The 24,546-nt window shown below is 69.2% G+C and carries 35 protein-coding genes; 1 reads left to right on the top strand and 34 read right to left on the bottom strand.

Annotation, left to right across the window (positions count from 1 at the left end; genetic code table 11):
• Positions 1-680 precede the first annotated feature (680 nt).
• Entirely contained in the window at positions 681-2,897 is a 2,217-nt protein-coding gene (locus ACFOVU_RS02030; RefSeq protein ID WP_378529528.1) for a hypothetical protein, read from the top strand.
• Positions 2,898-2,993: 96 nt separating this feature from the next.
• On the opposite strand, the gene truA is transcribed toward ACFOVU_RS02030, so the two are convergent.
• The 34 genes from truA to fusA form a co-directional block, all read right to left on the bottom strand.
• Positions 2,994-3,824 (bottom strand): tRNA pseudouridine(38-40) synthase TruA, encoded by an 831-nt coding sequence (gene truA, locus ACFOVU_RS02025; RefSeq protein ID WP_378529527.1) that lies wholly within the window; start codon positions 3,822-3,824, stop codon positions 2,994-2,996.
• 73 nt (positions 3,825-3,897) lie between these two features.
• Entirely contained in the window at positions 3,898-4,443 is a 546-nt protein-coding gene (gene rplQ, locus ACFOVU_RS02020) for a 50S ribosomal protein L17 (protein WP_378529526.1), read from the bottom strand.
• Positions 4,444-4,519: 76 nt separating this feature from the next.
• Entirely contained in the window at positions 4,520-5,539 is a 1,020-nt protein-coding gene (locus tag ACFOVU_RS02015) for a DNA-directed RNA polymerase subunit alpha (protein WP_378529525.1), read from the bottom strand.
• 158 nt (positions 5,540-5,697) lie between these two features.
• Entirely contained in the window at positions 5,698-6,102 is a 405-nt protein-coding gene (gene rpsK / locus ACFOVU_RS02010; protein WP_179645417.1) for a 30S ribosomal protein S11, read from the bottom strand.
• 65 nt (positions 6,103-6,167) lie between these two features.
• Positions 6,168-6,548, bottom strand: a complete 381-nt coding sequence (rpsM, locus tag ACFOVU_RS02005; RefSeq protein WP_378529524.1) for a 30S ribosomal protein S13 — start codon at positions 6,546-6,548, stop codon at positions 6,168-6,170.
• Between the two features lie 190 nt (positions 6,549-6,738).
• Positions 6,739-6,852, bottom strand: coding sequence for a 50S ribosomal protein L36 (gene rpmJ / locus ACFOVU_RS02000; protein WP_082206327.1), 114 nt, complete (start codon positions 6,850-6,852; stop codon positions 6,739-6,741).
• 59 nt (positions 6,853-6,911) lie between these two features.
• Positions 6,912-7,133 carry a translation initiation factor IF-1 gene (infA, locus tag ACFOVU_RS01995; RefSeq protein WP_017593374.1) on the bottom strand — a complete coding sequence of 74 codons (222 nt, stop codon included), beginning with the start codon at positions 7,131-7,133 and terminating at the stop codon, positions 6,912-6,914.
• A gap of 254 nt (positions 7,134-7,387) precedes the next feature.
• Positions 7,388-7,843 (bottom strand): DUF1707 SHOCT-like domain-containing protein, encoded by a 456-nt coding sequence (locus ACFOVU_RS01990; RefSeq protein WP_378529523.1) that lies wholly within the window; start codon positions 7,841-7,843, stop codon positions 7,388-7,390.
• A gap of 116 nt (positions 7,844-7,959) precedes the next feature.
• Complete coding sequence (gene map, locus ACFOVU_RS01985) at positions 7,960-8,784, bottom strand: type I methionyl aminopeptidase (protein ID WP_378529522.1); 825 nt, start codon at positions 8,782-8,784, stop codon at positions 7,960-7,962.
• Positions 8,784-9,422 carry an adenylate kinase gene (locus ACFOVU_RS01980; protein ID WP_378529521.1) on the bottom strand — a complete coding sequence of 213 codons (639 nt, stop codon included), beginning with the start codon at positions 9,420-9,422 and terminating at the stop codon, positions 8,784-8,786. The genes map and ACFOVU_RS01980 overlap by 1 nt, the downstream gene beginning before the upstream one ends.
• 11 nt (positions 9,423-9,433) lie before the next feature.
• The gene (gene secY / locus ACFOVU_RS01975; protein WP_378529520.1) at positions 9,434-10,747 is read right to left on the bottom strand and encodes a preprotein translocase subunit SecY; all 1,314 of its coding nucleotides are present in this window, start codon (positions 10,745-10,747) and stop codon (positions 9,434-9,436) included.
• Between the two features lie 345 nt (positions 10,748-11,092).
• Positions 11,093-11,557, bottom strand: coding sequence for a 50S ribosomal protein L15 (rplO, locus tag ACFOVU_RS01970; RefSeq protein WP_378529519.1), 465 nt, complete (start codon positions 11,555-11,557; stop codon positions 11,093-11,095).
• A complete protein-coding gene (gene rpmD / locus ACFOVU_RS01965; protein WP_378529518.1) occupies positions 11,554-11,739 on the bottom strand; it encodes a 50S ribosomal protein L30 in 186 nt (61 codons plus the stop codon). Before rpmD ends, rplO begins: the two co-directional genes overlap by 4 nt.
• A gap of 2 nt (positions 11,740-11,741) precedes the next feature.
• On the bottom strand, positions 11,742-12,344 hold the full coding sequence (gene rpsE / locus ACFOVU_RS01960) for a 30S ribosomal protein S5 (RefSeq protein WP_378529517.1): 603 nt from the start codon (positions 12,342-12,344) through the stop codon (positions 11,742-11,744).
• Between the two features lie 33 nt (positions 12,345-12,377).
• Complete coding sequence (rplR, locus tag ACFOVU_RS01955) at positions 12,378-12,764, bottom strand: 50S ribosomal protein L18 (RefSeq protein WP_378529516.1); 387 nt, start codon at positions 12,762-12,764, stop codon at positions 12,378-12,380.
• A 1-nt stretch (position 12,765) separates the two neighbouring features.
• Positions 12,766-13,302 carry a 50S ribosomal protein L6 gene (gene rplF / locus ACFOVU_RS01950; RefSeq protein ID WP_378529515.1) on the bottom strand — a complete coding sequence of 179 codons (537 nt, stop codon included), beginning with the start codon at positions 13,300-13,302 and terminating at the stop codon, positions 12,766-12,768.
• Positions 13,303-13,318: 16 nt separating this feature from the next.
• Positions 13,319-13,717: a 30S ribosomal protein S8 gene (rpsH, locus tag ACFOVU_RS01945; RefSeq protein ID WP_378529514.1), complete on the bottom strand. Its 399-nt coding sequence runs from the start codon at positions 13,715-13,717 to the stop codon at positions 13,319-13,321.
• A gap of 270 nt (positions 13,718-13,987) precedes the next feature.
• Positions 13,988-14,173, bottom strand: coding sequence for a type Z 30S ribosomal protein S14 (locus tag ACFOVU_RS01940; RefSeq protein WP_184079638.1), 186 nt, complete (start codon positions 14,171-14,173; stop codon positions 13,988-13,990).
• Between the two features lie 11 nt (positions 14,174-14,184).
• Positions 14,185-14,760 (bottom strand): 50S ribosomal protein L5, encoded by a 576-nt coding sequence (gene rplE / locus ACFOVU_RS01935; RefSeq protein WP_378529513.1) that lies wholly within the window; start codon positions 14,758-14,760, stop codon positions 14,185-14,187.
• Complete coding sequence (gene rplX, locus ACFOVU_RS01930) at positions 14,760-15,065, bottom strand: 50S ribosomal protein L24 (protein ID WP_378529512.1); 306 nt, start codon at positions 15,063-15,065, stop codon at positions 14,760-14,762. The genes rplE and rplX overlap by 1 nt, the downstream gene beginning before the upstream one ends.
• Positions 15,066-15,068: 3 nt before the next feature.
• The gene (gene rplN / locus ACFOVU_RS01925; RefSeq protein WP_067964586.1) at positions 15,069-15,437 is read right to left on the bottom strand and encodes a 50S ribosomal protein L14; all 369 of its coding nucleotides are present in this window, start codon (positions 15,435-15,437) and stop codon (positions 15,069-15,071) included.
• A 100-nt stretch (positions 15,438-15,537) separates the two neighbouring features.
• A complete protein-coding gene (rpsQ, locus tag ACFOVU_RS01920; RefSeq protein ID WP_378529511.1) occupies positions 15,538-15,822 on the bottom strand; it encodes a 30S ribosomal protein S17 in 285 nt (94 codons plus the stop codon).
• Positions 15,819-16,067 carry a 50S ribosomal protein L29 gene (gene rpmC / locus ACFOVU_RS01915; protein ID WP_378529510.1) on the bottom strand — a complete coding sequence of 83 codons (249 nt, stop codon included), beginning with the start codon at positions 16,065-16,067 and terminating at the stop codon, positions 15,819-15,821. The genes rpsQ and rpmC overlap by 4 nt, the downstream gene beginning before the upstream one ends.
• Complete coding sequence (gene rplP / locus ACFOVU_RS01910; RefSeq protein WP_378529509.1) at positions 16,067-16,483, bottom strand: 50S ribosomal protein L16; 417 nt, start codon at positions 16,481-16,483, stop codon at positions 16,067-16,069. The genes rpmC and rplP overlap by 1 nt, the downstream gene beginning before the upstream one ends.
• A 3-nt stretch (positions 16,484-16,486) precedes the next feature.
• Positions 16,487-17,311 (bottom strand): 30S ribosomal protein S3, encoded by an 825-nt coding sequence (gene rpsC / locus ACFOVU_RS01905; protein ID WP_378529508.1) that lies wholly within the window; start codon positions 17,309-17,311, stop codon positions 16,487-16,489.
• The gene (gene rplV / locus ACFOVU_RS01900; RefSeq protein ID WP_378529954.1) at positions 17,311-17,688 is read right to left on the bottom strand and encodes a 50S ribosomal protein L22; all 378 of its coding nucleotides are present in this window, start codon (positions 17,686-17,688) and stop codon (positions 17,311-17,313) included. Before rplV ends, rpsC begins: the two co-directional genes overlap by 1 nt.
• Positions 17,689-17,763: 75 nt before the next feature.
• Complete coding sequence (gene rpsS, locus ACFOVU_RS01895; RefSeq protein ID WP_378529507.1) at positions 17,764-18,042, bottom strand: 30S ribosomal protein S19; 279 nt, start codon at positions 18,040-18,042, stop codon at positions 17,764-17,766.
• Positions 18,043-18,054: 12 nt separating this feature from the next.
• Entirely contained in the window at positions 18,055-18,888 is an 834-nt protein-coding gene (gene rplB / locus ACFOVU_RS01890; protein ID WP_378529506.1) for a 50S ribosomal protein L2, read from the bottom strand.
• 67 nt (positions 18,889-18,955) lie between these two features.
• Positions 18,956-19,246, bottom strand: a complete 291-nt coding sequence (gene rplW, locus ACFOVU_RS01885) for a 50S ribosomal protein L23 (protein WP_378529505.1) — start codon at positions 19,244-19,246, stop codon at positions 18,956-18,958.
• Positions 19,243-19,914 (bottom strand): 50S ribosomal protein L4, encoded by a 672-nt coding sequence (rplD, locus tag ACFOVU_RS01880; protein WP_378529504.1) that lies wholly within the window; start codon positions 19,912-19,914, stop codon positions 19,243-19,245. Before rplD ends, rplW begins: the two co-directional genes overlap by 4 nt.
• A gap of 2 nt (positions 19,915-19,916) precedes the next feature.
• Positions 19,917-20,567, bottom strand: a complete 651-nt coding sequence (rplC, locus tag ACFOVU_RS01875; RefSeq protein WP_378529503.1) for a 50S ribosomal protein L3 — start codon at positions 20,565-20,567, stop codon at positions 19,917-19,919.
• Positions 20,568-20,580: 13 nt separating this feature from the next.
• The gene (gene rpsJ, locus ACFOVU_RS01870) at positions 20,581-20,889 is read right to left on the bottom strand and encodes a 30S ribosomal protein S10 (RefSeq protein WP_013156110.1); all 309 of its coding nucleotides are present in this window, start codon (positions 20,887-20,889) and stop codon (positions 20,581-20,583) included.
• A 259-nt stretch (positions 20,890-21,148) separates the two neighbouring features.
• On the bottom strand, positions 21,149-22,342 hold the full coding sequence (tuf, locus tag ACFOVU_RS01865; protein WP_378529502.1) for an elongation factor Tu: 1,194 nt from the start codon (positions 22,340-22,342) through the stop codon (positions 21,149-21,151).
• Positions 22,343-22,396: 54 nt separating this feature from the next.
• Entirely contained in the window at positions 22,397-24,511 is a 2,115-nt protein-coding gene (fusA, locus tag ACFOVU_RS01860; protein ID WP_378529501.1) for an elongation factor G, read from the bottom strand.
• Positions 24,512-24,546: the final 35 nt, after the last annotated feature.

The raw sequence follows: 24,546 nt of genomic DNA, 5'->3' as shown, positions 1-24,546 counted from the left end.
CCGGATATCGGGACTTGGGAGATTACCGTCATAGTCGACCACCCGCGTCGAAGCGGGCGCTAAAGTCGGGTGTGAGCATAGCGCGTGCGCGCCGCGGCCTCGCCCGGCGCGCCGCACCCACCGCCCCGGCCCCCGGTGGATCGGCCCGCCCGCCCCCTCCGCCACGGGCGCCTCCCGCGTCGAGCGGATATTCTCGGCCCGCACGGCCGATACCCGGGGTGGGAACGCGCCGCGGCCGGCCGCTTCGGCGGGCCGCCCGCAGTCCGACACCGACGGCCTCAGCTGGAGCCACATGGACGGGTCCCGCCAACGAAGTCCCGGGGGCCGGCCATCGCCCCGCATCCGCACGGCGCCCCTCCCCTGTGAACGGAGGATCCGCGCCCCCGCGGGCACCGATGCCGTGTCCCGCAGCCCGCAGCCACCCCCGAACCGAGGCAATGGACGGTGTAGCGCCCAGTGGTCGCACCCGAGACACCTAGACATCACTCGCCGCCGCCCCGGCGGTAGACCCGGATACCTTGGATTTCGCTAACCGAGCGTGTTGAAGCTATCACACGTGTCTGTCCCAGGATGTGTTCGCCCTCCGGCCGTGACCGGGGGTTCCACGCAAGGAGTCTTCAGATGATCCCAACCACGGCCGCCCTGGCCCCGACGGCCGACCGCAGCGCCAAGGTGACGCCATGAGCCAGGGACCCGACGACTCCACGCACCCCTTCCCCGTGGCCCCGCCGCCCGACCCGGGGCCGGTGCCCCCGCACGGGGGTCCGGCCGACCCCGCCCACGGGGGGCAGGCCCCCTATCCACCGGGACAGGAACACGCCGCCCCCGGCCCCTATACGGTTCCGGGCGCCGCGCCCGCCGGGCCGCACGGCTACGGCGCGCCGCAGGCCCCCTCGGGCCCGCAGTTCCCCCCGCAGGGGCAGGCGGCGGGACCGCACGGACCGGTGCAGCAGGGAACCCCGGGCGCGCCGCCCGCGGCGGCCTACCCGCAGGGGCGCACGCCCACCGGCGGGCAGTACCCCGTGGCGGGCCCCACCGGGAGGCAGCCCCCGCTGCACTCGCCCACCGGCGGCCAGTACCCGATGACCGCGCCGCCCGCCCGGCAGCAGCCGGGGGGCCCGCAGGGGCCCTACACGCCGCAGCCCGCCCCCCAGGGACAGCCCACCGGCGGCCACCCCCCGATGCCGCCGGCAACCGGTGCGCCCTCATACCCCGCGGCCGCACCCGCCGAAGCCCCGTGGTCCCCGGCCGGGCAGCAGCCCGCCGGCGCCCCCGACCCCAACCAGTACCAGGTGGGCGCGTCGTCGGGCGGCCAGCAGCCCCCCATGGGCCACCCGGGCGCCGGCCAGGACCCCATGGCCCCTCCCTCCGCCACGGGCGGGCAGCAGCCCTACGGCGCCCCCGGGCAGCAGCAGGGCGTCCCCCAGCCCCCGGCCTACGGCGGCCCGAGCCCGGCGAACGGGCAGCCGGCCTACCCCGGTGGCCCCTATGGGGCCCAGGCACCGGGGCCGGTCCAGCCGCCGCAGGCGGCGCCCCCGGCCACCGGGACGGGCCCGCAGGGCCCCTACCCCGGGCCCGGCGGGCCGGGCCACGCCCAGCAGGGCGGGTACCCCGGACACACGCCCGACCCCGGCCGGCCGGGCCTGCCCGCCGCGCCGCTCCCCATCGGGGCGGCCCCGGCGACCGGCCCGCAGCAGCCGCCCCCGGGCACGCCGACGGGCGCACCGACCTACCCCGGCGCGACCCCCACAGGCGGGCAGCAGCCGATGGGCGGGCCCGCCGGCGCACCGGCCGCCTACCCCGGCGGGCCCATGGGCGGGCACCCGCCCATGGGCGGTCCCACGGGGGGCCAGTACCCCATGGGCGGCACCACGGGCGGACAGCAGCCCATGGGCGGCCCGGGCACCATGGGCGGCGCCCCCACCGGCGGGCAGCAGCCCATGGGCGCGCCCTGGCCGTCGGCCGACCCGCACCAGCCGCTCCAGGGCCGCATCGTGCAGCCCGGCACGGCCGTTCCCGACTCCGTCGAGGACGCGCCCATGTTCCCGCCCGATGCCGGGGCGGCCACCCAGAACATGAACGCCGTCGTCGACGACGGCGCCACCCAGGCCATCCCGCCGGTGTCCGCCGAATACGGCGGCCGGCAGATGTTCCGCGACGAAGCGCCGCGCGGCGGCGACGCCACGGCCCAGTTCGACCTGGCGGGCATGGAGGACTACACCCGCCCGCCCGGCCCCGGCCCCAAGCGCGAGTCCCGCGGCGGGCTGAGCACCACCACGAAGGTGCTGATGGGCGTCGGCTTCGTGGTGCTGCTCCTAGCCGGCGGCGGCGGAGCGTTCTGGGTGGCCACCAGCGGGGGTCCCGGTGGCTCCGCGGTCGCTGGGGGCGACGCCCCCAGCGCACCCGAAGCGCTCGAATCCGGCGATCTCTTCCCCGGCGACGTCGAGGTCGGGGGCCAGCCCTACACGCTGGCCATCACCGACGACACCACCGACTGCGACACCGTCGCCCACGGCGACTACGGCCAGGTGCTCGCCGACAACGACTGCCGGCAGATCGTCCGCGCGACCTACGTCAACGAGGACGCCACCCGGGCGGTCACCGTCGGCATCGCGGCCATGGGCACGCCGGAGGACGCCGGTGCGGCGCTCGAGGCGCAGGACCCCGGCGCCGGCGAGTGGTTCGCCGGCCTCTCCGGCCAGGAGGGCACCGGGGCCGAGCGCATGGCCTTCGCGGCCGGCCACGGCTCCGGCGGGCAGTGGGGCCCCTACCTGGTGTACTCCCTGGCCGCCAACAGCGACGGCCGCGCCGCAGCGGGCCAGGCCGACGAACTGTCCGAACTCAGCGACGGCTTCGTCGAGATCCCGATGGAGCCGCTGGCCGCGCAGTCCGGCTGACCCCCCGGCCCGGGGCACCGCCCCGGGCCGGGCACCGCCGTCGCACTCACCGGGACCCCCGCTCTGCGGGGGTCCCGGTGGTGTGTCCGGCCCCGCTCACACCCCCGGGAGGGTGCGGACGCGGCGGGTGGCGGTGGCGCGGGCGGCGAGGTCGGTGTCGGCGGGGTAGCGGATCTCCTCCAGGGTGAGGCCGTGCGGGGGAACGACGTGGACCGCGGAGTCGCGCACGCCGGCGGTCAGCACCTTGCGCGGCCAGTCCGGGCCGCGGCGGCCGTCGCCCACCGCCAGCAGCGCCCCCACCAGGGCACGCACCATGTTGTGGCAGAACGCGTCGGCCTGAACGGTGCCCGCATACAGGTGGTCGCCCTCACGCTCCCACGACAGCCGCAGCAGCTCCCGGATGGTCGTCGCACCCTCGCGCCTGCGGCAGAACGCCGCGAAGTCGTGCTCGCCGATCAGCTCGGCCGCGGCGGCGTTCATGCGGTCGATGTCCAGCGGGCGCTTGTGCCACAGGACGTCGTGCCGGCGCAGCGGGTCGACCCCGCCGGGGGCGTCGCTGACCCGGTAGACATAGCGGCGGAACATCGGGGAGAACCGCGCGTCGAAGCCCTCCGGGGCGCGCCCCACCGACCGCACCCGGACATCGGCGGGCAGCACCCCCGCCAGCCGGCGCAGCAGCCGCTCCCCCTCGGCCTCCCACACCTCCCCCGGAAGGTCCACGTGCGCCACCTGGCAGCGCGCGTGCACGCCCGCGTCGGTGCGGCCCGCGACGGTCAGCTGCGCCGCGTCCACGCGCAGGACGCGCGCCAGCGCCGCCTGCACCTCGCCCTGGACCGTCCGCCGCCCCGGCTGCTCGGCCCAGCCGGAGAACCCCGTGCCGTCGTAGCCGATGTCCAGCCGCACCCGGACCGTTCCGGCCCCGCTCATGTCCCCACCCCTCTACGACAGAGTGCCCGACCCCCATGAGGGGATCGGGCACCGGATGACCACGACGCGAAGGCTACTTGTCCTCGCCCTTGTCCTCACTGGTCTCCGCGGCCGGGGTGTCACCCTCGGCCTTCTCGTCGGCGGCTTCGGCGACCGGGGCGGCGGCGGTGTCCTCCGCCGTCTCCTCGGCCTGCTCCGCGGCGGGGGCCGGGGCCTCCTCGGCGGGGGCGGCCGCCGCACGCGGCGCGGCCGGGGTGGCCGGGCCTGCCTCGACCAGCTCGATCACGGCCATGGGCGCGTTGTCACCCTTGCGCGGACCGATCTTGGTGATCCGGGTGTAGCCGCCCGCGCGGTTCTCGTAGCGGGGGCCGATCTCGGTGAACAGCTCGTGCACGACCGACTTGTCCGCGATCTTGGTCATCACCTGGCGGCGGGCGTGCAGGTCGCCGCGCTTGCCCAGGGTGATGAGCTTCTCCGCGTAGGGGCGCAGGCGCTTGGCCTTGGCCTCCGTGGTCTTGATGCGGCCGTGCTGGAACAGCGAGGTCGCCAGGTTCGCCAGAATGTGCCGCTCATGAGCCGGGCCGGAACCCAGGCGAGGCCCCTTCGTTGGCGTGGGCATGGTGTCGTTCTCCTAGGGGTGCCGGTCCCCGGCGTGTTTTCCCATAGCGCCGGGGACCTTGGGCGACGAAGGTCTTCTAGTACTGCTCGGTCTCGACGAAGGACTCGTCCTCGTCGTCGGAACCGTAGGAGTCGGCCGCGCTGCTCGGGTCGAATCCGGGCGGGGAGTCCTTCAGCGACAGCCCCATGTCGATGAGCTTCTGCTTGACCTCTTCGATCGACTTCGCACCGAAGTTGCGGATGTCGAGCAGGTCCTGCTCCGAGCGTGCGACCAGTTCGCCGACGCTGTGGATGCCCTCGCGCTTGAGGCAGTTGTAGGACCGCACCGTGAGGTTCAGGTCCTCGATCGGCAGAGCGAGGTCGGCGGCCAGCGCGGCGTCCGTGGGCGACGGGCCCATGTCGATGCCCTCGGCGTCGACGTTCAGCTCGCGCGCCAGGCCGAACAGCTCGACCAGCGTCTTGCCGGCGCTCGCGACGGCGTCGCGGGGGCGGATGCTCGGCTTGGTCTCGATGTCCACGATCAGCCGGTCGAAGTCCGTGCGCTGCTCGACACGGGTGGCCTCGACCTTGTAGGTGACGCGCAGAACCGGCGAGTAGATCGAGTCGATCGGGATGCGCCCGATCTCCTGACCCGGCTGCTTGTTCTGGGTCGCCGACACGTAGCCGCGGCCGCGCTCGACCGTCAGCTCCATCTCCAGCTTGCCCTTGCTGTTGAGCGTCGCGATGTGCAGGTCGGGGTTGTGCACCTCGACCCCCGCCGGCGGCGCGATGTCCGCGGCGGTGACGACGCCCGGTCCCTGCTTGCGCAGGTACATGAGCACCGGCTCATCGTGCTCGGAGCTGACGACCAGCCCCTTGAGGTTCAGGATGACCTCGGTGACGTCCTCCTTGACGCCGGGCACGGTCGTGAACTCGTGCTCGACGCCCTCGATGCGGATGCTGGTGACAGCGGCACCGGGGATGGAGGACAGCAGGGTGCGGCGCAGGGAGTTGCCGATCGTGTACCCGAAGCCCGGCTCGAGGGGCTCGACGACGAACTTCGAGCGGAACTCCGAGATCGATTCCTCGGTGAGCGTTGGACGCTGAGCGATCAACATGGTCCGTGATTCCTTTCCCACGGCCGCCCGCTATTTGACGGCCACTGGACGGCCCCGCGGTCGCGGGGCCTCATCATCGTGCTATCCGGTCTCTACCCGGCCGCGCGGGCCAGCCGACATCGGCGGCGGACCCGCGTGGCGGCGCGGCGTGTGCTCGGTCAGACCCGGCGGCGCTTCGGCGGGCGGCAGCCGTTGTGCGGGACCGGGGTGACGTCCTGAATGGAGCCGACCTCGAGCCCGGTGGCCTGGAGCGAGCGGATGGCGGTCTCGCGGCCGGAGCCGGGGCCCTTGACGAAGACGTCCACCTTGCGCACCCCGTGCTCCTGCGCGCGGCGGGCCGCGGCCTCGGCGGCCATCTGCGCGGCGAACGGGGTGGACTTGCGCGAACCCTTGAAGCCGACCTGCCCGGAGCTCGCCCACGAGATCACCGCGCCGGTGGGGTCGGTGATGCTCACGATCGTGTTGTTGAACGTGCTCTTGATGTGAGCATGCCCGTGGACGATGTTCTTCTTTTCCTTGCGGCGCACCTTGCGTGCGGCGCCCTGACGGCCCTTAGGCGGCATACCTCAAAACTCCCAAGATCATCGGTCCGTTGGCGTTCCGGACACTGGCGTTGCGTCCGGACGGACTACTTCTTGCCGGCCTTCTTCTTACCGGCCACGGTCTTCTTCTTGCCCTTGCGGGTGCGCGCGTTGGTCTGCGTCCGCTGACCGTGGACCGGGAGGCCGCGGCGGTGCCGGATGCCCTGGTAGCACCCGATCTCCATCTTGCGGCGGATGTCGGCCTGGACCTCGCGGCGGAGGTCACCCTCGACCTTGTAGTTGGCGTCGATCCAGTCGCGCAGGCTGACCAGCTCGTCCTCGGAGAGCTGGTGGACACGGGTGTCGGGGTTGACGCCCGTGTTCTTCAGGGTCTCGATGGCGCGGGTGCGCCCGATCCCGAAAACGTAGGTGAGAGCGATCTCCACCCGCTTGTCGCGGGGGAGGTCGACGCCGGCAAGGCGTGCCATGTGGGCGAACTCCTTCGTGCTTGTGCGGAGGTCTCACCCGTCCCACTGTCCTCTCGTCGCCCAATCGACGAGGCCCCGGCCTCCGACCGGGGGTGGTCCCCTCCCGCAGGGAGAGGATCGGAACGGGTCTCTTCATCTTCCGCCGGGGGCGCTGTGGCCGCGCGGCGGTCCTGCTGTCGCGAAGTCGGCGTCAGCCCTGACGCTGCTTGTGACGCGGGTCCGAGCAGATGACCATGATCCGGCGGTTGCGGCGGATCACTCGGCACTTCGCGCAGATCTTCTTGACGCTCGGCTTGACCTTCATGGTGGCTCCGGACTCAGCCGTCACCGTGGCCGCCGACAAGGCCGGCCGCGCGTGACGGACTACTTGTAGCGGTAAACGATGCGCCCGCGCGTGAGGTCGTACGGGCTCAGCTCCACGACGACGCGGTCGTCGGGGAGGATACGGATGTAGTGCATCCGCATCTTGCCGCTGATGTGGGCAAGGACCTTGTGCCCGTTGTCGAGCTCCACTCGGAACATGGCGTTGGGTAGGGACTCGATAACGGAGCCCTCGATCTCGATGGCGCCGTCTTTCTTTGCCATATCCTCCACGCTTCGGGATCACCCCCGCCTGCGCGGGGTAACAACGAGTCAGGGGCCGACGTAAGGCGGCCCCGGACCTTTGAGCTGGGTTTCGAACACTGACACTGAGAAATCAGGTCAACTGCGACAGCATACGCCGAGAGCGAGGCGCATGCGAGCAAAGGCAGCCTGACCCAACAGCCCGAGTGTGGGCATCGCCATCTTACCCGCCCCGCGTCACCACTTCCGACGCGCCGCCGCCGGCGAGGCCGGGATCACCTGTGGCCGTCGGTGCGGCGGTCGGTCGCGCCCACCGCCAGGGTGATGAAGCCCATCACGATCCCCCACGGGCCGAGCACCCACAGGAACCACGGGTAGGTGGCCCCCTCGGCCAGGTAGAGGATCAGCCAGATCGTGAAGCAGAGGGTGTTGACCCCGGCCCACAGCCCCCACGGGATGAGCAGGGCGGGGTCGCGCAGCAGCGGGGGCTGGTCGCCCCGCGCGGCCGGGCGGGCGGGTTCGTCGGGCGGGAGGTCGGCGAGGTCGCGCTCGGGCAGGTCCTCGGTGAGCGGGGCGAGGTCGCCGTGGGTGCGCGCCTTGTAGGCGCTCTCCAGGCGGCCGCTGAACTCCTCGCTGTCGAGCCTGCCATGGGCGAAGTGCTCCTGGAGCAGCTTGGCCACACGGTCGCGGTCGGAGTCCGAGGCCCTGATCTCAGGCGATTGCTCGGACATCGCCCACCTTCCTCACCGATGTCGTGTCGGGCCGGACGGCCGCACGGTCCATCGTAAGGGGTTCCTCACCCCGTGCCATGGGGTCCGGCTCAAGGGGGCGCTCGAACGGTGCGCGCTCAGAACCCGGGGTCGGGCAGGCCCATGGCGGCTATCTTGTCGCGGTTCTCGGTGCGCGCGGTGAGCACCCGCGGGCCCTCGGCGGTGATGGCGACCGTGTGCTCGAAGTGCGCCGAGCGCTTGGAGTCGCGGGTGACGACCGTCCAGCCGTCGTCGAGCTGGAGCACGTGCCGGGTGCCCAGGTTGGCCATCGGCTCGATCGCCAGGCACATCCCCTCGACCAGCTCCAGCCCGCGGCCGCGCTTGCCGTGGTTGAGGACGTGCGGCTCCATGTGCATCTCGGTCCCGATGCCGTGGCCGCCGTACTCCTGGACGTTGCCGTAGCGGCCCTGGGAGCGCATGTGGCCGTCGATGGCGTACCCGATGTCGCCCAGGCGGTTGCCGGGGCGCAGCTGCGCGATCCCCTGCCACATGGCCTCTTCGCACACCTCCATCAGCCGACGGTCGTCCTCGGACGGGTCGCCGACGGCCACCGTGATCGCGGAGTCGCCGTGCCAGCCGTCGAGGATGGCGCCGCAGTCGATGGAGATGAGGTCGCCGTCGGCCAGCACCCGTTCGGCGCTGGGGATGCCGTGGACGACCTCCTCGTTCACCGAGGCGCAGATGGAGCCGGTGAAGCCGTGGTAGCCCTTGAAGGACGGCACGGCGCCCGCTGCGCGGATGCTGCGTTCGGCGATGGTGTCGAGGTCCAGCGTGCTGATCCCCGGGCGCACCGCGGCGCGCAGCTCATCGAGGGTGCGGGCGACGATCTGCCCCGCCGCCCGCATCTTCTCGATCTCCGCCGAGGTCTTCAGCTGGATCTCGGGTTCGGCTTTCCGGAACATCAGGAGGCGCGCCCCAGCGCCGCCTTCGCCCGCGCGGTGACGTCCTTGACGTCGCCCACGGCGGCGATGGTGACCAGGATGCCCTCGCTCTCGTAGAACTGCACGAGAGGCGCGGTCTGCTCGCGGTAGACGTCCAGCCGGTGCCGGATCGTCTCCTCCTTGTCGTCCTCGCGCTGGAACAGCTCGCCGCCGCAGGAGTCGCAGACGCCGTCGGTCTTCGGCGGATCGAAGACGACGTGCTGGGCGTGCCCGCAGTTGCGGCAGGAACGCCGGCCGGAGAGCCGCTTGACGACCTCCTCCTCGTCGACCCGCAGTTCGAGCACGACGTCGAGGCGGGTGCCGAGGTCGTCGAGCATCTTCTTCAGGGTCTCGGCCTGGGCCACATTGCGCGGGAAGCCGTCGAGCAGGAAGCCGCGCTGGGCGTCCTGCTGTGCCAGGCGGTCGCGCACCATGGCGTTGGTGACCTCGTCGGGGACGAGGTCACCGGCGTCCATGTAGGACTTGGCCTGCTTACCGAGCTCGGTGCCACCGCTCACGTTGGCCCGGAAGATGTCGCCCGTGGACACCTTCGGGATGGACAATTCTGACGCCAGGATCTGGGCCTGGGTGCCTTTTCCGGCCCCAGGCGGTCCCACCAATACGGCACGCACTATCGCAGAAAACCTTCGTAGTTCCTCTGCTGGAGGTGACTCTCGATCTGCTTCACCGTGTCCAGCCCGACACCGACCATGATCAGGATGCTCGTGCCGCCGAAGGGAAAGTTCTGGGACGCGCCGGACGCGCCCATCGCGATCATCGGAAGCAGAGCGATCACACCCAGGTACAGCGAACCAGGGGTCGTCAGCCGGGTCAGGACGTAGTCGAGGTACTCGGCGGTCGGACGCCCCGGACGGATACCCGGGATGAACCCACCGTACTTCTTCATGTTGTCGGCCACTTCAGTGGGGTTGAAGGTAATGGCCACGTAGAAGAAGGCGAAGCCGATGATGAGGACGAAGAAGGTCGCCATGTACACCGGGTGCGAGCCGCTGACGAAGTACTCGTTGAGGAACCGCACCACCGCGTTGTCGGAGTCCTGCCCGAGGAGGCCGACACCGAGCTGCGGCAGGTAGAGCAGCGAGGACGCGAAGATCACCGGGATGATGCCGGCCTGGTTGACCTTCAGCGGGATGTAGGTGGAGCTGCCGCCGTACATGCGCCGGCCCACCATGCGCTTGGCGTACTGCACCGGGATACGGCGCTGCGCCTGCTCCATGAAGACCACGCCGGCGATGAGCACCAGGCCCGCGATGCAGATCAGCGCGAAGACCCAGGTCTCCTGCTCCTGGTACATCGTGGCGATGGACGAGGGGAACATGGCGATGACCGTGGTGAAGATCATCAGCGACATGCCGTTGCCGACGCCGCGCTCGGTGATGAGCTCGCCGAACCACATGATGACGCAGGTGCCCGCGGTCATGGTGAAGACGATGGTGACCAGGGTGAGGATGTCCTGGTTGGGCATGTACGCCGACACCGGGATCTGGTTCTGGAACAGCTGGCCGGTGCGGGCCATGGCGACGATGCTCGTGGATTGCAGAACGGCCAGGGCGAGGGTCAGATAACGCGTGTACTGCGTGATCTTCGACTGCCCCGCCTGCCCCTCCTTCTTCAGCGCTTCGAGGCGCGGGATCACCACGGTGAGCAGGTTGATGATGATGCTCGCCGTGATGTAGGGCATGATGCCCAGGGCGAAGACGGCGAGCTGGAGGAGCGCGCCGCCGCTGAAGAGGTTGACCAGCGCGTAGACACCGGTGGTGTCCGCGTTCTGCACGGCTTCGAGCTGATCCCTGATCGCCGCGGAGTCGATGCCCGGTGCCGGGATGACCGACCCGAGCCGGTAGATGGTCAGGATGAACAGCGTGAACAGCAGCTTGTTACGCAGGTCAGGCGTGCGGAACGCACGGACGAACGCACCTAGCACGTCTCCTCCTGCGAGGCTTCGGCGGCGGAACCGGTTCGAGACATCGCGGCCGATCCTGAATCGTCGTAGAGCGTCAGCGCCGGGCGTCCGCCCGGTGCTCGGAAGTCATCGGTGAAGCAGTATCGCACTGTAACAGTGATTCGGCGGGTAAGCAGGATCACGTGGGTAACAACCGGTACCCGCCCGATCGCACCCGCACACCGTCCCCGCAGGGAACAGCGCAGACGTCGAAACCGGCCGGAACCGGCGCGGACCGCCCCGCATATGGCGCAGGGGCGCCCGCCGGCATCCCCACCTCGTGGGTACTGCCTGCGGACGCCCCTGCAACGCCACGTCGAACCGGCCCTACAGCTCGGTGACGGTGCCGCCGGCGGCCGTGATCTTCGCCTTGGCCGACTCGGAGAACGCGTTCACGCTCACCTGGACGGCCACCGAGATCTCGCCGGTGCCCAGCACCTTGACGAGCTCGTTCTTGCGGACCGCGCCCTTGGCGACGAGCCCCTCGACGGTGACCTCGCCACCCTCGGGGTAGAGCTCGCTCAGCTTGTCCAGGTTGACGACCTGGTAGACGGTCGTGAACCGGGCGTTGCTGAAGCCCTTGAGCTTGGGGACCCGGCGGATGAGCGGCATCTGGCCGCCCTCGAAGCCGACGGGCACGGTGTTGCGAGCCTTGGTGCCCTTGGTACCGCGACCCGCGGTCTTGCCCTTGGACGCCTCGCCGCGACCCTTGCGGATCTTGGCCTTGTTGGCGCCCGGGGCGGGCCGCAGGTGGTGGAGCTTGAGCAGCTCGTCGGGGTTGTAGTCGCTCATTCGCTGACCTCCTCGACAGTCACGAGGTGCGCGACGACGTTGATCTGCCCGCGGACCTCGGGGCGGTCGTCACGGACGACCGAGGTGCCGATCCGGCGCAGACCGAGGGACTGCAACGTCTCGCGCTGCTTGCGCACCCCGCCGATCTTGGAACGGACCTGCGTGATCTTCAGCTTCGCCATGGTCAGGCCCCCGCCTTCGCTTCCGCACGGGCCCGGAGCATGGCCGCCGGAGCGACGTCCTCGATCGGCAGGCCGCGGCGGGCCGCGATCTCCTCGGGACGGTTGAGCCCCTTGAGCGCCGCGACGGTCGCGTGCACGATGTTGAGCGGGTTGGACGAGCCGAGCGACTTGCTCAGCACGTCGTGGATGCCCGCGCACTCCAGCACCGCGCGCACCGGACCGCCGGCGATGACACCGGTACCGGGGGCGGCGGGACGCAGGAGGACGACGCCGGCGGCGTCCTCACCCTGGACCCGGTGGGTGATGGTGCCCTGGATGCGGGGGACGCGGAAGAAGTTCTTCTTCGCCTCCTCGACACCCTTGGCGATGGCCGCGGGGACTTCCTTGGCCTTGCCGTAGCCGACGCCCACCATGCCGTTGCCGTCGCCGACGACGACCAGCGCGGTGAAGCTGAAGCGCCGACCACCCTTGACGACCTTGGCGACCCGGTTGATGGTCACGACCTTTTCGATGTACGAGACACCCTTGTCTGCGGCGCCGCCGCGGCGATCGTCACGGCGGTCACGCCGCTCGCCACCGGCGCCGCGGCGCGGAGCTGCGGCCATCAGTGGTTCCTCTTCCCGTCGATGTTCATATCGCTAGAACTCCAGCCCGGCGTCACGCGCACCCTGGGCGAGCGCCGCGATACGGCCCTGGTACCGGAACCCGCCGCGGTCGAACACGACGGCGGTGATGCCGGCGTCCTGGGCGCGCCGCGCCAGGAGCTCGCCGACCTTCTGCGACTTCTCGGACTTCTTGCTGTCGTCGGTGCGCACGGACGGGTCGAGGGTCGAGGCGGACACCAGGGTGTGGCCCTTGGTGTCGTCGACGATCTGCGCGACCATGTGCTTGGACGAGCGGGTGACGACCAGGCGCGGACGCTGCGCCGTACCCGAGATCTTCTTGCGGACCCGCAGGTGCCGCCGCGCACGGGAAGCCGTGCGCGATGCCGTCCCCTTGCGGACCGGCGTCGAGCTCTTGCCCATGCTACTTACCAGCCTTTCCGGCCTTGCGGCGGATGTGCTCGCCCTGGTAGCGCACGCCCTTGGCCTTGTAGGGGTCGGGCTTGCGCAGACCGCGGATGTTGGCGGCGACCTGGCCCACAAGCTGCTTGTCGATGCCGTCCACGTGCAGCAGGGTCGGCTTCTCGACGCGGAAGGTGATGCCGTCCGGCGGCTCCACCACGACGGGGTGGCTGTAGCCCAGCGAGAACTCCAGGTTGGAGCCGCGCGCCTGGACACGGTAACCGACACCGTGGATCTCCAGGGTCTTGCTGTAGCCCTTGGACACGCCCTCGATGAGATTCGCGATCAGCGCGCGGGTCAGCCCGTGCAGCGAGCGGTTCTCGGGCTTGTCGTCCGGACGCGCCACCTGGAAGGTGCCGTCGTCCAGGGAGACGGTGATCGGAGCGGCGACGGTGTGCTTCAGTTCGCCCTTCGGCCCCTTGACGGTGACGTCTTGCCCGTTAATCGTGACTTCGACGCCCTTGGGGACCGAGATCGGCAGTCGACCGATACGCGACATGCGGAAATCTCTCCCTTTACCAGACGTAGGCGAGGACTTCGCCGCCCACGCCGCGCTTCTTGGCCTGCTTGTCCGTCATCAGGCCGCCGGACGTCGAAATGATGGCCACGCCGAGGCCGCCCAGGACCCGCGGAAGGTTGTCCTTCTTCGCGTAGACCCGGAGACCGGGCTTGGAGACCCGGCGGACGCCGGCGATGGAACGCTCACGCGTGGGCCCGTACTTCAGGTCGACGACGAGGTTCTGGCCCACGGGGGCCTCCTCGGTGCGCCAGCCCTGGACGTAGCCCTCCTGCTGGAGGATCTCGGCGATGTGCGCCTTGATCTTGGAATACGGCATGGTCACGGTGTCGTGATACGCCGAATTCGCGTTACGCAGACGCGTGAGCATGTCTGCGATCGGGTCGGTCATCGTCATGGCCGATTGGCCCTTCCTCACCGCGGTTTCCCCAAGGGCAGGCCATTCCCTCATGGCCTGGTCCCGCGCGCCAGGCGCGGATTCCTCTAGGACCTACGGCGTGGTCGTGGGCACCGTGCGGGGTGTTCCGCACCGTGCCCGGTCGGTTCTTGTGGTTCGCGGCGGTGTCCTACCGGCCGCTTCGATGTTGCGGTCGCGCCATGGCGGGGCTATGGCGGCGACCCCAAGCCGGGGCCGGCCGCGGATGACCGCGGCCGGCCCTGCCGGCGGCTACCAGCTCGACTTGGTGATGCCCGGCAGTTCGCCCCGGTGCGCCATTTCGCGGAAGCAGATACGGCACAGGCCGAACTTCCGGAAGACGGCGCGCGGACGGCCGCACCGCGAGCAACGAGTATACGCGCGAACAGCGAACTTGGGCTTCCTGTTCGCCTTGGCGATCAGCGCCTTCTTAGCCATCGTCGATCCCCCTAGGCTTCCTTGAAGGGGAAACCGAGCCGCTTGAGCAGGCTGCGCCCCTCATCGTCGTTGGTCGCCGTGGTGACGACAGTGATGTCCATGCCCCGCTGGCGGTCGACCTTGTCCGGGTCGATCTCGTGGAACATGACCTGCTCGGTCAGGCCGAAGGTGTAGTTGCCGCGGCCGTCGAACTGCTTCGGGGAAAGCCCGCGGAAGTCGCGGATCCGGGGCAGCGCCAGCGAGAGCAGGCGGTCGAGGAACTCCCACATCCGGTCGCCGCGCAGCGTGACGCTGGCCCCGATCGGCTGGCCCTCGCGCAGCTTGAACTGCGCGATGGAGTTCTTCGCCCGGTTGATCTTCGGCTTCTGCCCGGTGATCGCCGACAGGTCGGCGATCGCGCCCTGGATCAGCTTGGCGTCGCGCGCGGCCTCACCGACACCCATGTTGACCACGATCTTCGTCAGACCGGGGACCTGCATGATGTTGCCGATGCCGAACTCGTCGCGCAGCCCGGCGATGATCTCGGTGCGGTACTTCTCCTTGAGCCGCGGCAGCGCCGGGGCGGCGGTGTCAGTGGTGACCGTCATCAGATGTCCTTACCGGTACGGCGGGAGACCCGAACCTTGGTTCCGTCTTCCTCGAAGCGGTAACCGACACGGGTGGGCTTGCCGTCCTCCACGAGCGCGACATTGCTCACGTGGATGGGGCCCTCCTTGGTGACGACCTCACCCTGCTGGCCGCCCGCCGGGTTGGCCTTCTTGTGCTTCTTGATGAGGTTGACGCCCTCGACGACGACACGCTGCTCCTTGGGAATGGCCCGCAGGACCTTCCCGGTCGCACCCTTGTCCTTGCCGGCGATGACGATGACCTCGTCGTCCTTTTTGACCTTCATCGCCTAAAGCACCTCCGGCGCCAGCGAGATGATGCGCATGTACTTCTTGTCCCGCAGCTCGCGCCCGACCGGGCCGAAGATGCGGGTGCCCCGCGGATCCCCACCGTCCTTGATGAGCACGGCGGCGTTCTCATCGAAGCGGATGTAGGAGCCGTCGGGCCGGCGGCGCTCCTTGGTGGTGCGCACGATAACGGCCTTGACGACATCGCCCTTTTTCACGCCCGCGCCGGGAAGGGCGTCCTTCACCGTCGCCACGATGGTGTCGCCGATGCCCGCGTAGCGCCGACCCGAGCCGCCGAGGACACGGATGGTCAAGATCTCCTTGGCCCCCGTGTTGTCGGCGACCTTGAGTCGCGACTCCTGCTGAATCACGTCTGCTCCTGATATGTGCGCGCGAACTCACTCCGCTCGCGCGCTAGGTGGTCTCACCCCCCGGCGACCGATCTCCACGAACCGGCCGCCGGACGGGGGTCTACTTAGCCTTCTCCAGGATCTCCACGACGCGCCAGCGCTTGGTCGCGGACATCGGACGGGTCTCCATCAGGCGGACCCGGTCACCGATCCCGCAGGAGTTCGCCTCGTCGTGGGCCTTGTACTTGGTGGTGCGGCGGATGACCTTGCCGTACAGCGCGTGCTTGACGCGGTCCTCCACCTCGACAACGACGGTCTTCTCCATCTTGTCGCTGACGACCAGGCCCTCGCGGACCTTGCGGTAGTTGCGCTCCTGGTCGCGGGTCAGAGCCTTCTCTTCGCTCATTCGGCTGCTTCCTTCGTCTCCTCAGCCGACGCCAGCGGCATGATGCCCAGCTCGTGCTCGCGCATGACCGTGTAGATCCGCGCGATCTCGCGCTTGACCGTGCGCAGCCGGTTGTGGTTGTCGAGCTGCCCGGTGGCGGCCTGGAAGCGGAGGTTGAACAGCTCTTCCTTCGCCTCCTTGAGCTTGGTGACCAGGTCCTCCTGGGACTCGGTCCGCAGCTCCTGGGCGGTCAGGGACTTCGCCATCACGCCTCCACTTCGCGCTTCACGAACTTGCACTTCATAGGGAGCTTGTGCATCGCACGCCGCAACGCCTCCTTGGCGATGGGCTCCGGCACACCCGAGAGCTCGAACATCACGCGGCCCGGCTTGACCGGGGCGACCCACCACTCGGGGGAGCCCTTACCGGAACCCATGCGGGTCTCGGCCGGCTTCTTGGTGATGGGGCGGTCCGGGAAGATGTTGATCCAGACCTTGCCGCCGCGCTTGATGTGGCGGGTCATGGCGATACGAGCGGACTCGATCTGCCGGTTGGTGACGTAGGCGGACTCCAGTGCCTGGATCCCGTACTCACCGAAGTTGACCTTGGTGCCACCCTTGGCGCGCCCGCTCAAGGACGGGTGGTGCTGCTTGCGGTGCTTGACCTTGCGGGGAATGAGCATCGGTCAGCTCCCCTCGTTCCCGGACTTCTCGCCGCCCTGGCCGGCCTCGGCCGACGCGGGCTTGCCTTCGGCCTGCTGGTTCTGGCCACCGGGCTGACCGCCGCGGCGACGCCGCTGCGGGCGCTCGCGCCGCTGGCCGCCGCCACCGCCGCCGCCCGGCGCGCGCTGGGCGGCCTGGGCCGCCTCGCGCTCGGCGCGGGTCGCGGGGGCGTCTCCCTTGTAGATCCAGACCTTCACACCGATGCGGCCGAACGTCGTGCGGGCCTCGAAGAACCCGTAGTCGATGTCGGCGCGCAGGGTGTGCAGGGGCACGCGGCCCTCGCGGTAGAACTCCGAGCGCGACATCTCGGCGCCGCCGAGACGGCCGCCGCACTGGATGCGGATGCCCTTGGCGCCGCTCTTCATCGCGCTCTGCATCGCCTTGCGCATGGCCCGGCGGAACGCGACCCGGCTCGACAGCTGCTCCGCCACACCCTGGGCGACGAGCTGGGCGTCGGTCTCGGGGTTCTTGACCTCGAGGATGTTGAGCTGGACCTGCTTCTTGTTGGTCAGCTTCTCCAGGTCCGCGCGGATGCGGTCGGCCTCCGAGCCGCGGCGGCCGATGACGATGCCCGGCCGGGCGGTGTGGATGTCGACGCGGACGCGGTCACGGGTGCGCTCGATCTCGACCTTGGAGATCCCGGCGCGCTCCATGCCACGGTTCAGCATCCGGCGGATGGCCACGTCTTCCTTGACGTAGTCCTTGTACATCTTGTCGGCGTACCACCGGGTCTTGTAGTCGGTGGTGATGCCGAGCCGGAACCCGTGCGGGTTGACCTTCTGCCCCACTATCGGGTCCTTTCCTTCGTCTTCTTGGACGAGGCGCCCGCGCTTTCGCGCGGCTCAACGACCACGGTGATGTGGCTCGTCCGCTTGGTGACGCGGAAGGCGCGGCCGAAGCCCCGCGGGCGGATGCGCTTCAGGGTCGGACCCTCGTCCACCCACGCGCTTCCGACGATCAGCGTCTCGCGGTCCAGCTTGTCGTTGTGCTCGGCGTTGGCGATGGCGCTCGCGAGCACCTTGCCCACCGGTTCGCTCGCCGCCTGGGGCGCGAACCGGAGCACCGCCTGTGCCTCGTCAGCGGGCAACCCGCGAATAAGGTCCACCACCCGGCGGGCCTTTCGGGGCGTAACACGGACGAACCGTGCCTGTGCCCTCGTTCCCATCGCTTTTCCCTCGCTCACGGAATTCATCACCCCCACACACCGCGGGGGTATTGGCTTCTACTCCTACTGCAACCGCTAACGGCGGCTACGGCGGTCTTCCTTGACGTGGCTCCGGAAAGTGCGCGTGGGAGCGAACTCGCCGAGCTTGTGGCCGACCATCGACTCGGACACGAACACCGGGACGTGCTTGCGACCGTCGTGGACGGCGATCGTGTGGCCGATCATCTCGGGGATGATCATGGACCGCCGCGACCACGTCTTGATGACGTTCTTGGTGCCCTTCTCGTTCTGCCCTTCCACCTTCTTGATGAGGTGGTGGTCGACGAAGGGACCCTTCTTAAGGCTACGTGGCATCAGACGTGCTCCTTACCGCTTCTTCTTGCTACGCCGACGCACGATGAGCCGGTCACTGCCCTTGTTCGGCTTGCGGGTACGCCCCTCGGGCTTGCCCCACGGGCTGACCGGGTGACGGCCACCCGAGCTCTTGCCCTCGCCACCGCCGAGCGGGTGGTCGACCGGGTTCATGGCGACACCGCGGACGGTCGGGCGCTTGCCCTTCCACCGCATGCGGCCGGCCTTGCCCCAGTTGATGTTGGACTGCTCGGCGTTGCCGACCTGGCCGACGGTCGCGCGGCAGGTGACCTCGACCTGGCGCATTTCGCCGGAGGGCATGCGCAGCGTGGCGTAGGCGCCCTCCTTGGCCAGCAGCTGGATCTGCGTGCCGGCGGAGCGGCCCAGCTTGGCGCCGCCGCCCGGCTTCAACTCGACCGCGTGCACGAACGTACCCGTGGGGATGTTGCGCAGCGGGAGGCAGTTGCCCGGCTTGATGTCGGAGGTCGGCCCGTTCTCGACGCGGTCGCCCTGCTTGAGGCCGGCCGGAGCGAGGATGTAGCGCTTCTCGCCGTCGATGTAGTGGAGCAGCGCGATCCGCGCGGTGCGGTTCGGGTCGTACTCGATGTGGGCGACCTTGGCGGGGATGCCGTCCTTGTCGTGGCGGCGGAAGTCGATCACGCGGTAAGCGCGCTTGTGACCCCCACCCTGGTGGCGAGCGGTGATACGGCCGTGGCCGTTCCGCCCGCCCTTGGAGTGGAGCGGACGCACCAGGGACTTCTCGGGCTCCGAGCGCGTGATCTCGACGAAGTCGCTCACGCTGGAGCCGCGACGACCCGGTGTCGTCGGCTTGTACTTACGAATGCCCATCTTCTTCGCGCATTCCTTTACGTGATACTCGGTGTGAAGCGGTCGTGCGGGCGCGGGGCGCCGCGGATCAGACGCCGAAGATGTCGATCCGGTCGCCGTCCCGCAGGCTCACGATCGCGCGCTTGGTGTCGGGACGCTTCCCGAAACCGAACCGCGTGCGCTTGCGCTTGCCCTGACGGTTGATCGTGTTCACGCTGGTGACCTTCACCTCGAAGATCTTCTCCACCGCGATCTTGATCTGCGTCTTGTTGGCATCGGGCTGCACCAGGAACGTGTACTTGTTCTGGTCCATGAGCCCGTAGCTCTTCTCGGAGATCACCGGTTCGATGATGATGTCCCGAGGGTCGGGGATCCTCACTGGTCGTCCTCCTCAGACGTCTCAGCCTGCGAGGTGCCGGTGGCGTGCGCCACGAACTCGTCGTAGCCGGCCTCGGTGAAGACCACGTCGTCCGCGTAGAGGACGTCGTAGGTGTTCACCTGGTCGGCGTCCAGGACGTGCACCTCGGGGAGGTTGCGCAGCGCCAGGCGGTTCGCCTCGTCGGCGCGCTCCAGGACGACCAGCACCTTGGTGGAGTCGGTGACCTGGCGGAGCGCCTTCAGGGCGGTCTGGGTGCGCTTGGTCGTGGTGTCCTCGGCGACGAAGGCGCTGATGACGTGCACACGGCCGTGGCGGGCCCGGTCGGACAGGGCGCCGCGGAGGGCGGCGGCCTTCATCTTCTTGGGCGTGCGCTGCGAGTAGTCGCGCGGCTTGGGGCCGTGCACGGTGCCGCCGCCGGTGAACTGCGGGGCGCGGGTCGAACCCTGGCGGGCGCGGCCGGTGCCCTTCTGGCGGTAGGGCTTCTTGCCACCGCCGCGGACCTCGCCGCGGGTCTTGGTGGAGTGCGTCCCCTGGCGGCCGGCGGCCTCCTGCGCGACGACGACCTGGTGGATCAGCGGGATGCTGACCTTCTGCTCGAAGATCGACGCCGGGAGCTCGACGCTCCGCCCGGCCGCGCCCTCGGGGTTCTTGACCTCGATGGTCGCCATGGTTACTTCTCCCCCTTCGCGGCCGTGCGGACGAGCACCAGACCGCCGTTGGGGCCGGGCACCGCGCCCTTGACGAGGATGAGGCCCTTCTCGGCGTCCACGGCGTGGACGGTGAGGTTCTGGATGGTCTTGCGCACGTTGCCCATGCGCCCCGCCATCCGCAGGCCCTTGAACACGCGGCCGGGCGTGGCGCAGCCGCCGATGGAACCGGGCGAGCGGTGCTTGCGCTGGGTACCGTGCGTGGCGCTGAGGCCGCGGAACCCGTGGCGCTTCATGACGCCGGCGAAGCCCTTGCCCTTGCTCTTGCCCGTGACGTCGACCTTCTGGCCGGCCTCGAACGAGTCGGCGGTGACCTCCTGGCCGAGCGTGTACTCGGTGGCGTCGGAGGTGCGCACCTCGACGTAGTGGCGGCGCGGGGTCAGGTCGTGCTTGCGCAGGTAGTCGCCGAGCGGCTTGTTGACCTTGCGCGGGTTGATCTGCCCGTAGCCGAGCTGGACGGCGGTGTAGCCGTCGGTCTCCGGAGTGCGGACGCGCGTCACGACGCACGGACCGGCCTTCAGGACCGTCACGGGCACGATCTTGCCCGAGTCGTCGAAGACCTGGGTCATGCCGAGCTTCTCGCCCAGGACTCCCTTGATCTGCTTGGTGGCCATGTCTGTGCGTCCCTTAAAGCTTGATCTCGATGTCGACGCCGGCCGGAAGGTCGAGCCGCATGAGCGAGTCGACGGTCTTCGGCGTCGGGTCGATGATGTCGATCAGCCGCTTGTGCGTGCGCATCTCGAAGTGCTCGCGCGAGTCCTTGTACTTGTGCGGCGAGCGGATGACGCAGTAAACGTTCTTTTCCGTCGGCAACGGCACCGGGCCAGCGACCTGCGCGCCGGTCCGCGTCACGGTCTCGACGATCTTTCGAGCCGAGCTGTCGATGACCTCGTGGTCATAGGCCTTGAGCCGAATGCGGATCTTCTGTCCCGCCATGGTGGCCTTTTCGTCCTTCGCTTAGTGTCCGTAGAGGCGCCGTGCCAGTTGACCGGCCCTGTGCCCGCAGGGGGATGCCCTTGTCTCTTCGAGGCCCTATTCACCTGAGAAACCACTACAGGGCTGTCCCCTGAGGTGCATCACCGCTACAGAGCCCGATGACGTCGTTCATGGTGTGGCGGCCGGGCCGGCATGCGGCCCGACCGCCACCCAGGGACGGTTCCGGGGTCGCCCCCGGCGCCGTCCCTGCGCGCTCGTGCTACTTGATGATCTTGGTAACGCGGCCCGCGCCCACGGTCCGGCCACCCTCGCGGATGGCGAACTTCAGGCCGTCCTCCATGGCGACCGGCTGGATCAGGTTGACGGTCATCTCGGTGTTGTCACCGGGCATGACCATCTCCGTGCCCTCCGGCAGCGTCACGACGCCGGTGACGTCGGTGGTGCGGAAGTAGAACTGCGGACGGTAGTTGTTGAAGAAGGGCGTGTGGCGGCCACCCTCGTCCTTGGACAGGATGACGACCTGCGCCTCGAACTCCGTGTGCGGGGTCGTGGTGCCCGGCTTGATGACGACCTGGCCGCGCTCGACGTCCTCGCGCTTGGTGCCGCGCAGGAGCAGGCCGACGTTGTCGCCCGCCTGGCCCTGGTCGAGCAGCTTGCGGAACATCTCGACGCCGGTGACCGTGGTGGTCTGCTTCTCGTCCTTGATACCGACGATGTCGACGGTCTCGTTGACGTTGATGACACCGCGCTCGATGCGGCCGGTCACGACGGTGCCGCGGCCGGTGATCGAGAAGACGTCCTCGATCGGCATCAGGAACGGCTTGTCGATGTCGCGCTGCGGCTCCGGGATGCTCTCGTCCACGGCGTTCATCAGCTCGAGCACGGAGTTGCCCCACTCGGCGTCGCCCTCGAGCGCCTTGAGCGCCGAGACCTTGACGACCGGGACGTCGTCGCCCGGGAACTCGTACTCGCTGAGGAGCTCGCGCACCTCGAGCTCGACCAGCTCGAAGATCTCCTCGTCGTCGACCATGTCGGCCTTGTTCAGCGCGACGACGATGTAGGGAACGCCGACCTGGCGGGCCAGGAGCACGTGCTCCTTGGTCTGCGGCATCGGGCCGTCGGTCGCGGCCACCACCAGGATGGCGCCGTCCATCTGCGCCGCACCGGTGATCATGTTCTTCACGTAGTCGGCGTGCCCGGGGCAGTCGACGTGCGCGTAGTGGCGCGCCTCGGTCTGGTACTCGACGTGGGCGACGGAGATGGTGATACCGCGCTCGCGCTCCTCAGGAGCGTTGTCGATGTCCTCGAACGGCGTGAAGGGGTTGAGGTCCGGGTGCGCGTCGTGCAGGACCTTGGTGATAGCCGCGGTAAGGGTGGTCTTACCGTGGTCAATGTGACCGATGGTGCCGATGTTGACGTGCGGCTTGGTCCGCTCGAACTTGGCCTTCGCCACTGGATTTCTCCTAGACGTACAGGGTTGCTAGCTGACTTTGGTTACGTGTCGCGGTTATTCGCCGCGGGCCTTCGCCACGATCTCTTCTGCGACGTTGGACGGGACCTCCGCGTAGGAGTCGAACACCATCGTGTAGTTGGCTCGACCCTGCGTGCGGCTGCGCAGGTCACCCACGTAGCCGAACATCTCCGACAGGGGCACCTGGGCCTTGACGACCCGCGCGCCGGCGCGCTCGTCCATGGACTGGATCTGCCCGCGCCGACTGTTGAGGTCGCCGATCACGTCTCCCATGTAGTCCTCGGGAGTCGTGACCTCGACCGCCATGACCGGCTCCAGCAGGACGGGCTTCGCCCTGCGGGCCGCGTCCTTGAACGCCATGGAGCCGGCGACCTTGAACGCGAGCTCCGAGGAGTCGACATCGTGGTAGGCGCCGTCCTGGAGCGTCACCTTCACGCCGACCAGCGGGTACCCAGCGAGCACGCCGAACTCGGCGGCCTCCTGGCACCCGGCGTCGACGGAGGGGATGTACTCCCGCGGGATCCGGCCGCCGCTGATGTTGTTGACGAACTCGTAGCCGGCGCTGTCGCCATCGGCATCGGCCACGATGGGCTCGAGGTCGATGATGACGCGGCCGAACTGGCCGGAGCCACCCGTCTGCTTCTTGTGGGTGTACTCGACCTTCTCGACCTTCTTGCGGATGGTCTCGCGGTAGGCCACCTGCGGCTTGCCGATGTTGGCCTCGACCTTGAACTCGTCGCGCATGCGGTTGACGAGCACCTCAAGGTGCAGCTCGCCCATACCGGAGATCACGGTCTGGCCGGTCTCCTGGTCGGAGGACACCTGGAAGGAGGGGTCCTCCTCGGCCAGGCGCTGGATCGCGGTGCCCAGCTTCTCCTGGTCGCTCTTGGTCTTGGGCTCGATGGCGACCTCGATGACCGGGGCCGGGAAGGTCATCGACTCCAGCACGATCGGCTGCGCGGGGTCGCACAGCGTCTCGCCGGTGGTCGTGTCCTTCAGGCCCATGACGGCGATGATGTCGCCGGCGCCCACCTGCGGGATCTCGGTGCGCTTGTTGGCGTGCATCCGGTAGATCTTGCCGATGCGCTCCTTGCGGCCCTTCACGCTGTTCAGGACCTGCGAGCCGGCCGTCAGCACACCGGAGTAGATGCGCAGGTAGGTCAGCTTGCCCAGGTGCGGGTCGCTCATGATCTTGAACGCCAGCGCGGAGAGGGGCTCCTCTTCGCTGGGCCGGCGGACCAGGTCGGGCGCCTCGGTCTCGTCCTTGGGGTCGTGGCCGGCGATGGCCTCGACGTCCAGGGGCGAGGGGAGGTAGGCGACGACCGCGTCGAGCAGGGGCTGGACGCCCTTGTTCTTGAACGCGGTGCCGCACAGCACCGGGATGGCGGTGCCGGCGATCGCCACGCGCCGGATGGCGGGCACGACCTGCTCGACGGTGGGCTCGACGCCCTCCAGGTAGAGCTCCATGATCTCGTCGTCGGCCTCGGCCAGCGTCTCGATCATCTTGTCGTGCGCCTCACGGGCGGCGTCGGCGTGGGTGTCGGGGATGTCGATCGTGTCGTACATCTCGCCCTTGGTGGCCTCGTCGCTCCAGACGTAGGCCTTCATGCGGACGAGGTCGATGACACCCTTGAAGTCGCCTTCGGCACCGATCGGCAGCTGGATCGCCAGCGGGGTGGCGCCCAGTCGGTCGGTGATCATGTCGACGCAGCGCTGGAACTCCGCGCCGATCTTGTCCATCTTGTTGACGAAGCAGATCCGCGGAACGCCGTAGCGGTCCGCCTGGCGCCACACCTGCTCGGACTGGGGCTCGACCCCTTCCTTGGCGTCGAACACCGCGACCGCGCCGTCGAGCACGCGCAGGTTCCGCTCGACCTCGATGGTGAAGTCGACGTGGCCCGGCGTGTCGATCAGGTTGATCGTGTGGTCGTCCCAGTGAGTGGTGGTCGCGGCGGACGTGATCGTGATGCCGCGCTCCTGCTCCTCTTTCATCCAGTCCATGGTGGCTGCGCCCTCATGGACCTCACCGATCTTGTAGTTCACACCGGTGTAGAAGAGGATCCGCTCGGTCGTGGTGGTCTTGCCCGCGTCGATGTGCGCCATGATCCCGATGTTGCGGACCCTGGCAAGGTCAAGAGCAGTGGTAGCCATCTGGCTCGTCTTCTCTCGGTCTCTCGTATCGATTC

It is taken from the genome of Nocardiopsis sediminis (genome assembly GCF_042650565.1).
Taxonomy (GTDB): domain Bacteria; phylum Actinomycetota; class Actinomycetes; order Streptosporangiales; family Streptosporangiaceae; genus Nocardiopsis_B; species Nocardiopsis_B sediminis.
Note: the sequence above shows the minus strand (reverse complement) of the source record. Positions and strands in the feature narration are given on the sequence as shown.

Excerpts from the sequence above, each read along its gene's own strand:
- rpsM (WP_378529524.1), bottom strand. The coding sequence starts at position 6,548 with ATGGCACGCCTTGCCGGCGTCGACCTCCCCCGCGACAAGCGGGTGGAG.
- rplD (WP_378529504.1), bottom strand. The coding sequence starts at position 19,914 with ATGGCGACCATCGAGGTCAAGAACCCCGAGGGCGCGGCCGGGCGGAGC.
- rplP (WP_378529509.1), bottom strand. The coding sequence starts at position 16,483 with ATGCTCATTCCCCGCAAGGTCAAGCACCGCAAGCAGCACCACCCGTCC.
- rpsH (WP_378529514.1), bottom strand. The coding sequence starts at position 13,717 with ATGACGATGACCGACCCGATCGCAGACATGCTCACGCGTCTGCGTAAC.
- rplB (WP_378529506.1), bottom strand. The coding sequence starts at position 18,888 with ATGGGCATTCGTAAGTACAAGCCGACGACACCGGGTCGTCGCGGCTCC.
- rpsS (WP_378529507.1), bottom strand. The coding sequence starts at position 18,042 with ATGCCACGTAGCCTTAAGAAGGGTCCCTTCGTCGACCACCACCTCATC.
- rpsQ (WP_378529511.1), bottom strand. The coding sequence starts at position 15,822 with ATGAGCGAAGAGAAGGCTCTGACCCGCGACCAGGAGCGCAACTACCGC.
- rpsE (WP_378529517.1), bottom strand. The coding sequence starts at position 12,344 with ATGGCCGCAGCTCCGCGCCGCGGCGCCGGTGGCGAGCGGCGTGACCGC.
- infA (WP_017593374.1), bottom strand. The coding sequence starts at position 7,133 with ATGGCAAAGAAAGACGGCGCCATCGAGATCGAGGGCTCCGTTATCGAG.
- rpmC (WP_378529510.1), bottom strand. The coding sequence starts at position 16,067 with ATGGCGAAGTCCCTGACCGCCCAGGAGCTGCGGACCGAGTCCCAGGAG.
- map (WP_378529522.1), bottom strand. The coding sequence starts at position 8,784 with ATGTTCCGGAAAGCCGAACCCGAGATCCAGCTGAAGACCTCGGCGGAG.
- rplQ (WP_378529526.1), bottom strand. The coding sequence starts at position 4,443 with ATGCCCACGCCAACGAAGGGGCCTCGCCTGGGTTCCGGCCCGGCTCAT.
- truA (WP_378529527.1), bottom strand. The coding sequence starts at position 3,824 with ATGAGCGGGGCCGGAACGGTCCGGGTGCGGCTGGACATCGGCTACGAC.
- rpmJ (WP_082206327.1), bottom strand. The coding sequence starts at position 6,852 with ATGAAGGTCAAGCCGAGCGTCAAGAAGATCTGCGCGAAGTGCCGAGTG.
- rplF (WP_378529515.1), bottom strand. The coding sequence starts at position 13,302 with ATGTCGCGTATCGGTCGACTGCCGATCTCGGTCCCCAAGGGCGTCGAA.
- rpsJ (WP_013156110.1), bottom strand. The coding sequence starts at position 20,889 with ATGGCGGGACAGAAGATCCGCATTCGGCTCAAGGCCTATGACCACGAG.
- fusA (WP_378529501.1), bottom strand. The coding sequence starts at position 24,511 with ATGGCTACCACTGCTCTTGACCTTGCCAGGGTCCGCAACATCGGGATC.
- ACFOVU_RS02030 (WP_378529528.1), top strand. The coding sequence starts at position 681 with ATGAGCCAGGGACCCGACGACTCCACGCACCCCTTCCCCGTGGCCCCG.
- rpsK (WP_179645417.1), bottom strand. The coding sequence starts at position 6,102 with ATGCCGCCTAAGGGCCGTCAGGGCGCCGCACGCAAGGTGCGCCGCAAG.
- ACFOVU_RS02015 (WP_378529525.1), bottom strand. The coding sequence starts at position 5,539 with ATGTTGATCGCTCAGCGTCCAACGCTCACCGAGGAATCGATCTCGGAG.
- rplV (WP_378529954.1), bottom strand. The coding sequence starts at position 17,688 with ATGGGAACGAGGGCACAGGCACGGTTCGTCCGTGTTACGCCCCGAAAG.
- rplO (WP_378529519.1), bottom strand. The coding sequence starts at position 11,557 with ATGAGCGACTACAACCCCGACGAGCTGCTCAAGCTCCACCACCTGCGG.
- ACFOVU_RS01990 (WP_378529523.1), bottom strand. The coding sequence starts at position 7,843 with ATGTCCGAGCAATCGCCTGAGATCAGGGCCTCGGACTCCGACCGCGAC.
- ACFOVU_RS01940 (WP_184079638.1), bottom strand. The coding sequence starts at position 14,173 with ATGGCTAAGAAGGCGCTGATCGCCAAGGCGAACAGGAAGCCCAAGTTC.
- rpmD (WP_378529518.1), bottom strand. The coding sequence starts at position 11,739 with ATGGCGAAGCTGAAGATCACGCAGGTCCGTTCCAAGATCGGCGGGGTG.
- rplR (WP_378529516.1), bottom strand. The coding sequence starts at position 12,764 with ATGGGCAAGAGCTCGACGCCGGTCCGCAAGGGGACGGCATCGCGCACG.
- rplE (WP_378529513.1), bottom strand. The coding sequence starts at position 14,760 with ATGACGGTCACCACTGACACCGCCGCCCCGGCGCTGCCGCGGCTCAAG.
- rplC (WP_378529503.1), bottom strand. The coding sequence starts at position 20,567 with ATGGCCACCAAGCAGATCAAGGGAGTCCTGGGCGAGAAGCTCGGCATG.
- rplX (WP_378529512.1), bottom strand. The coding sequence starts at position 15,065 with ATGAAGGTCAAAAAGGACGACGAGGTCATCGTCATCGCCGGCAAGGAC.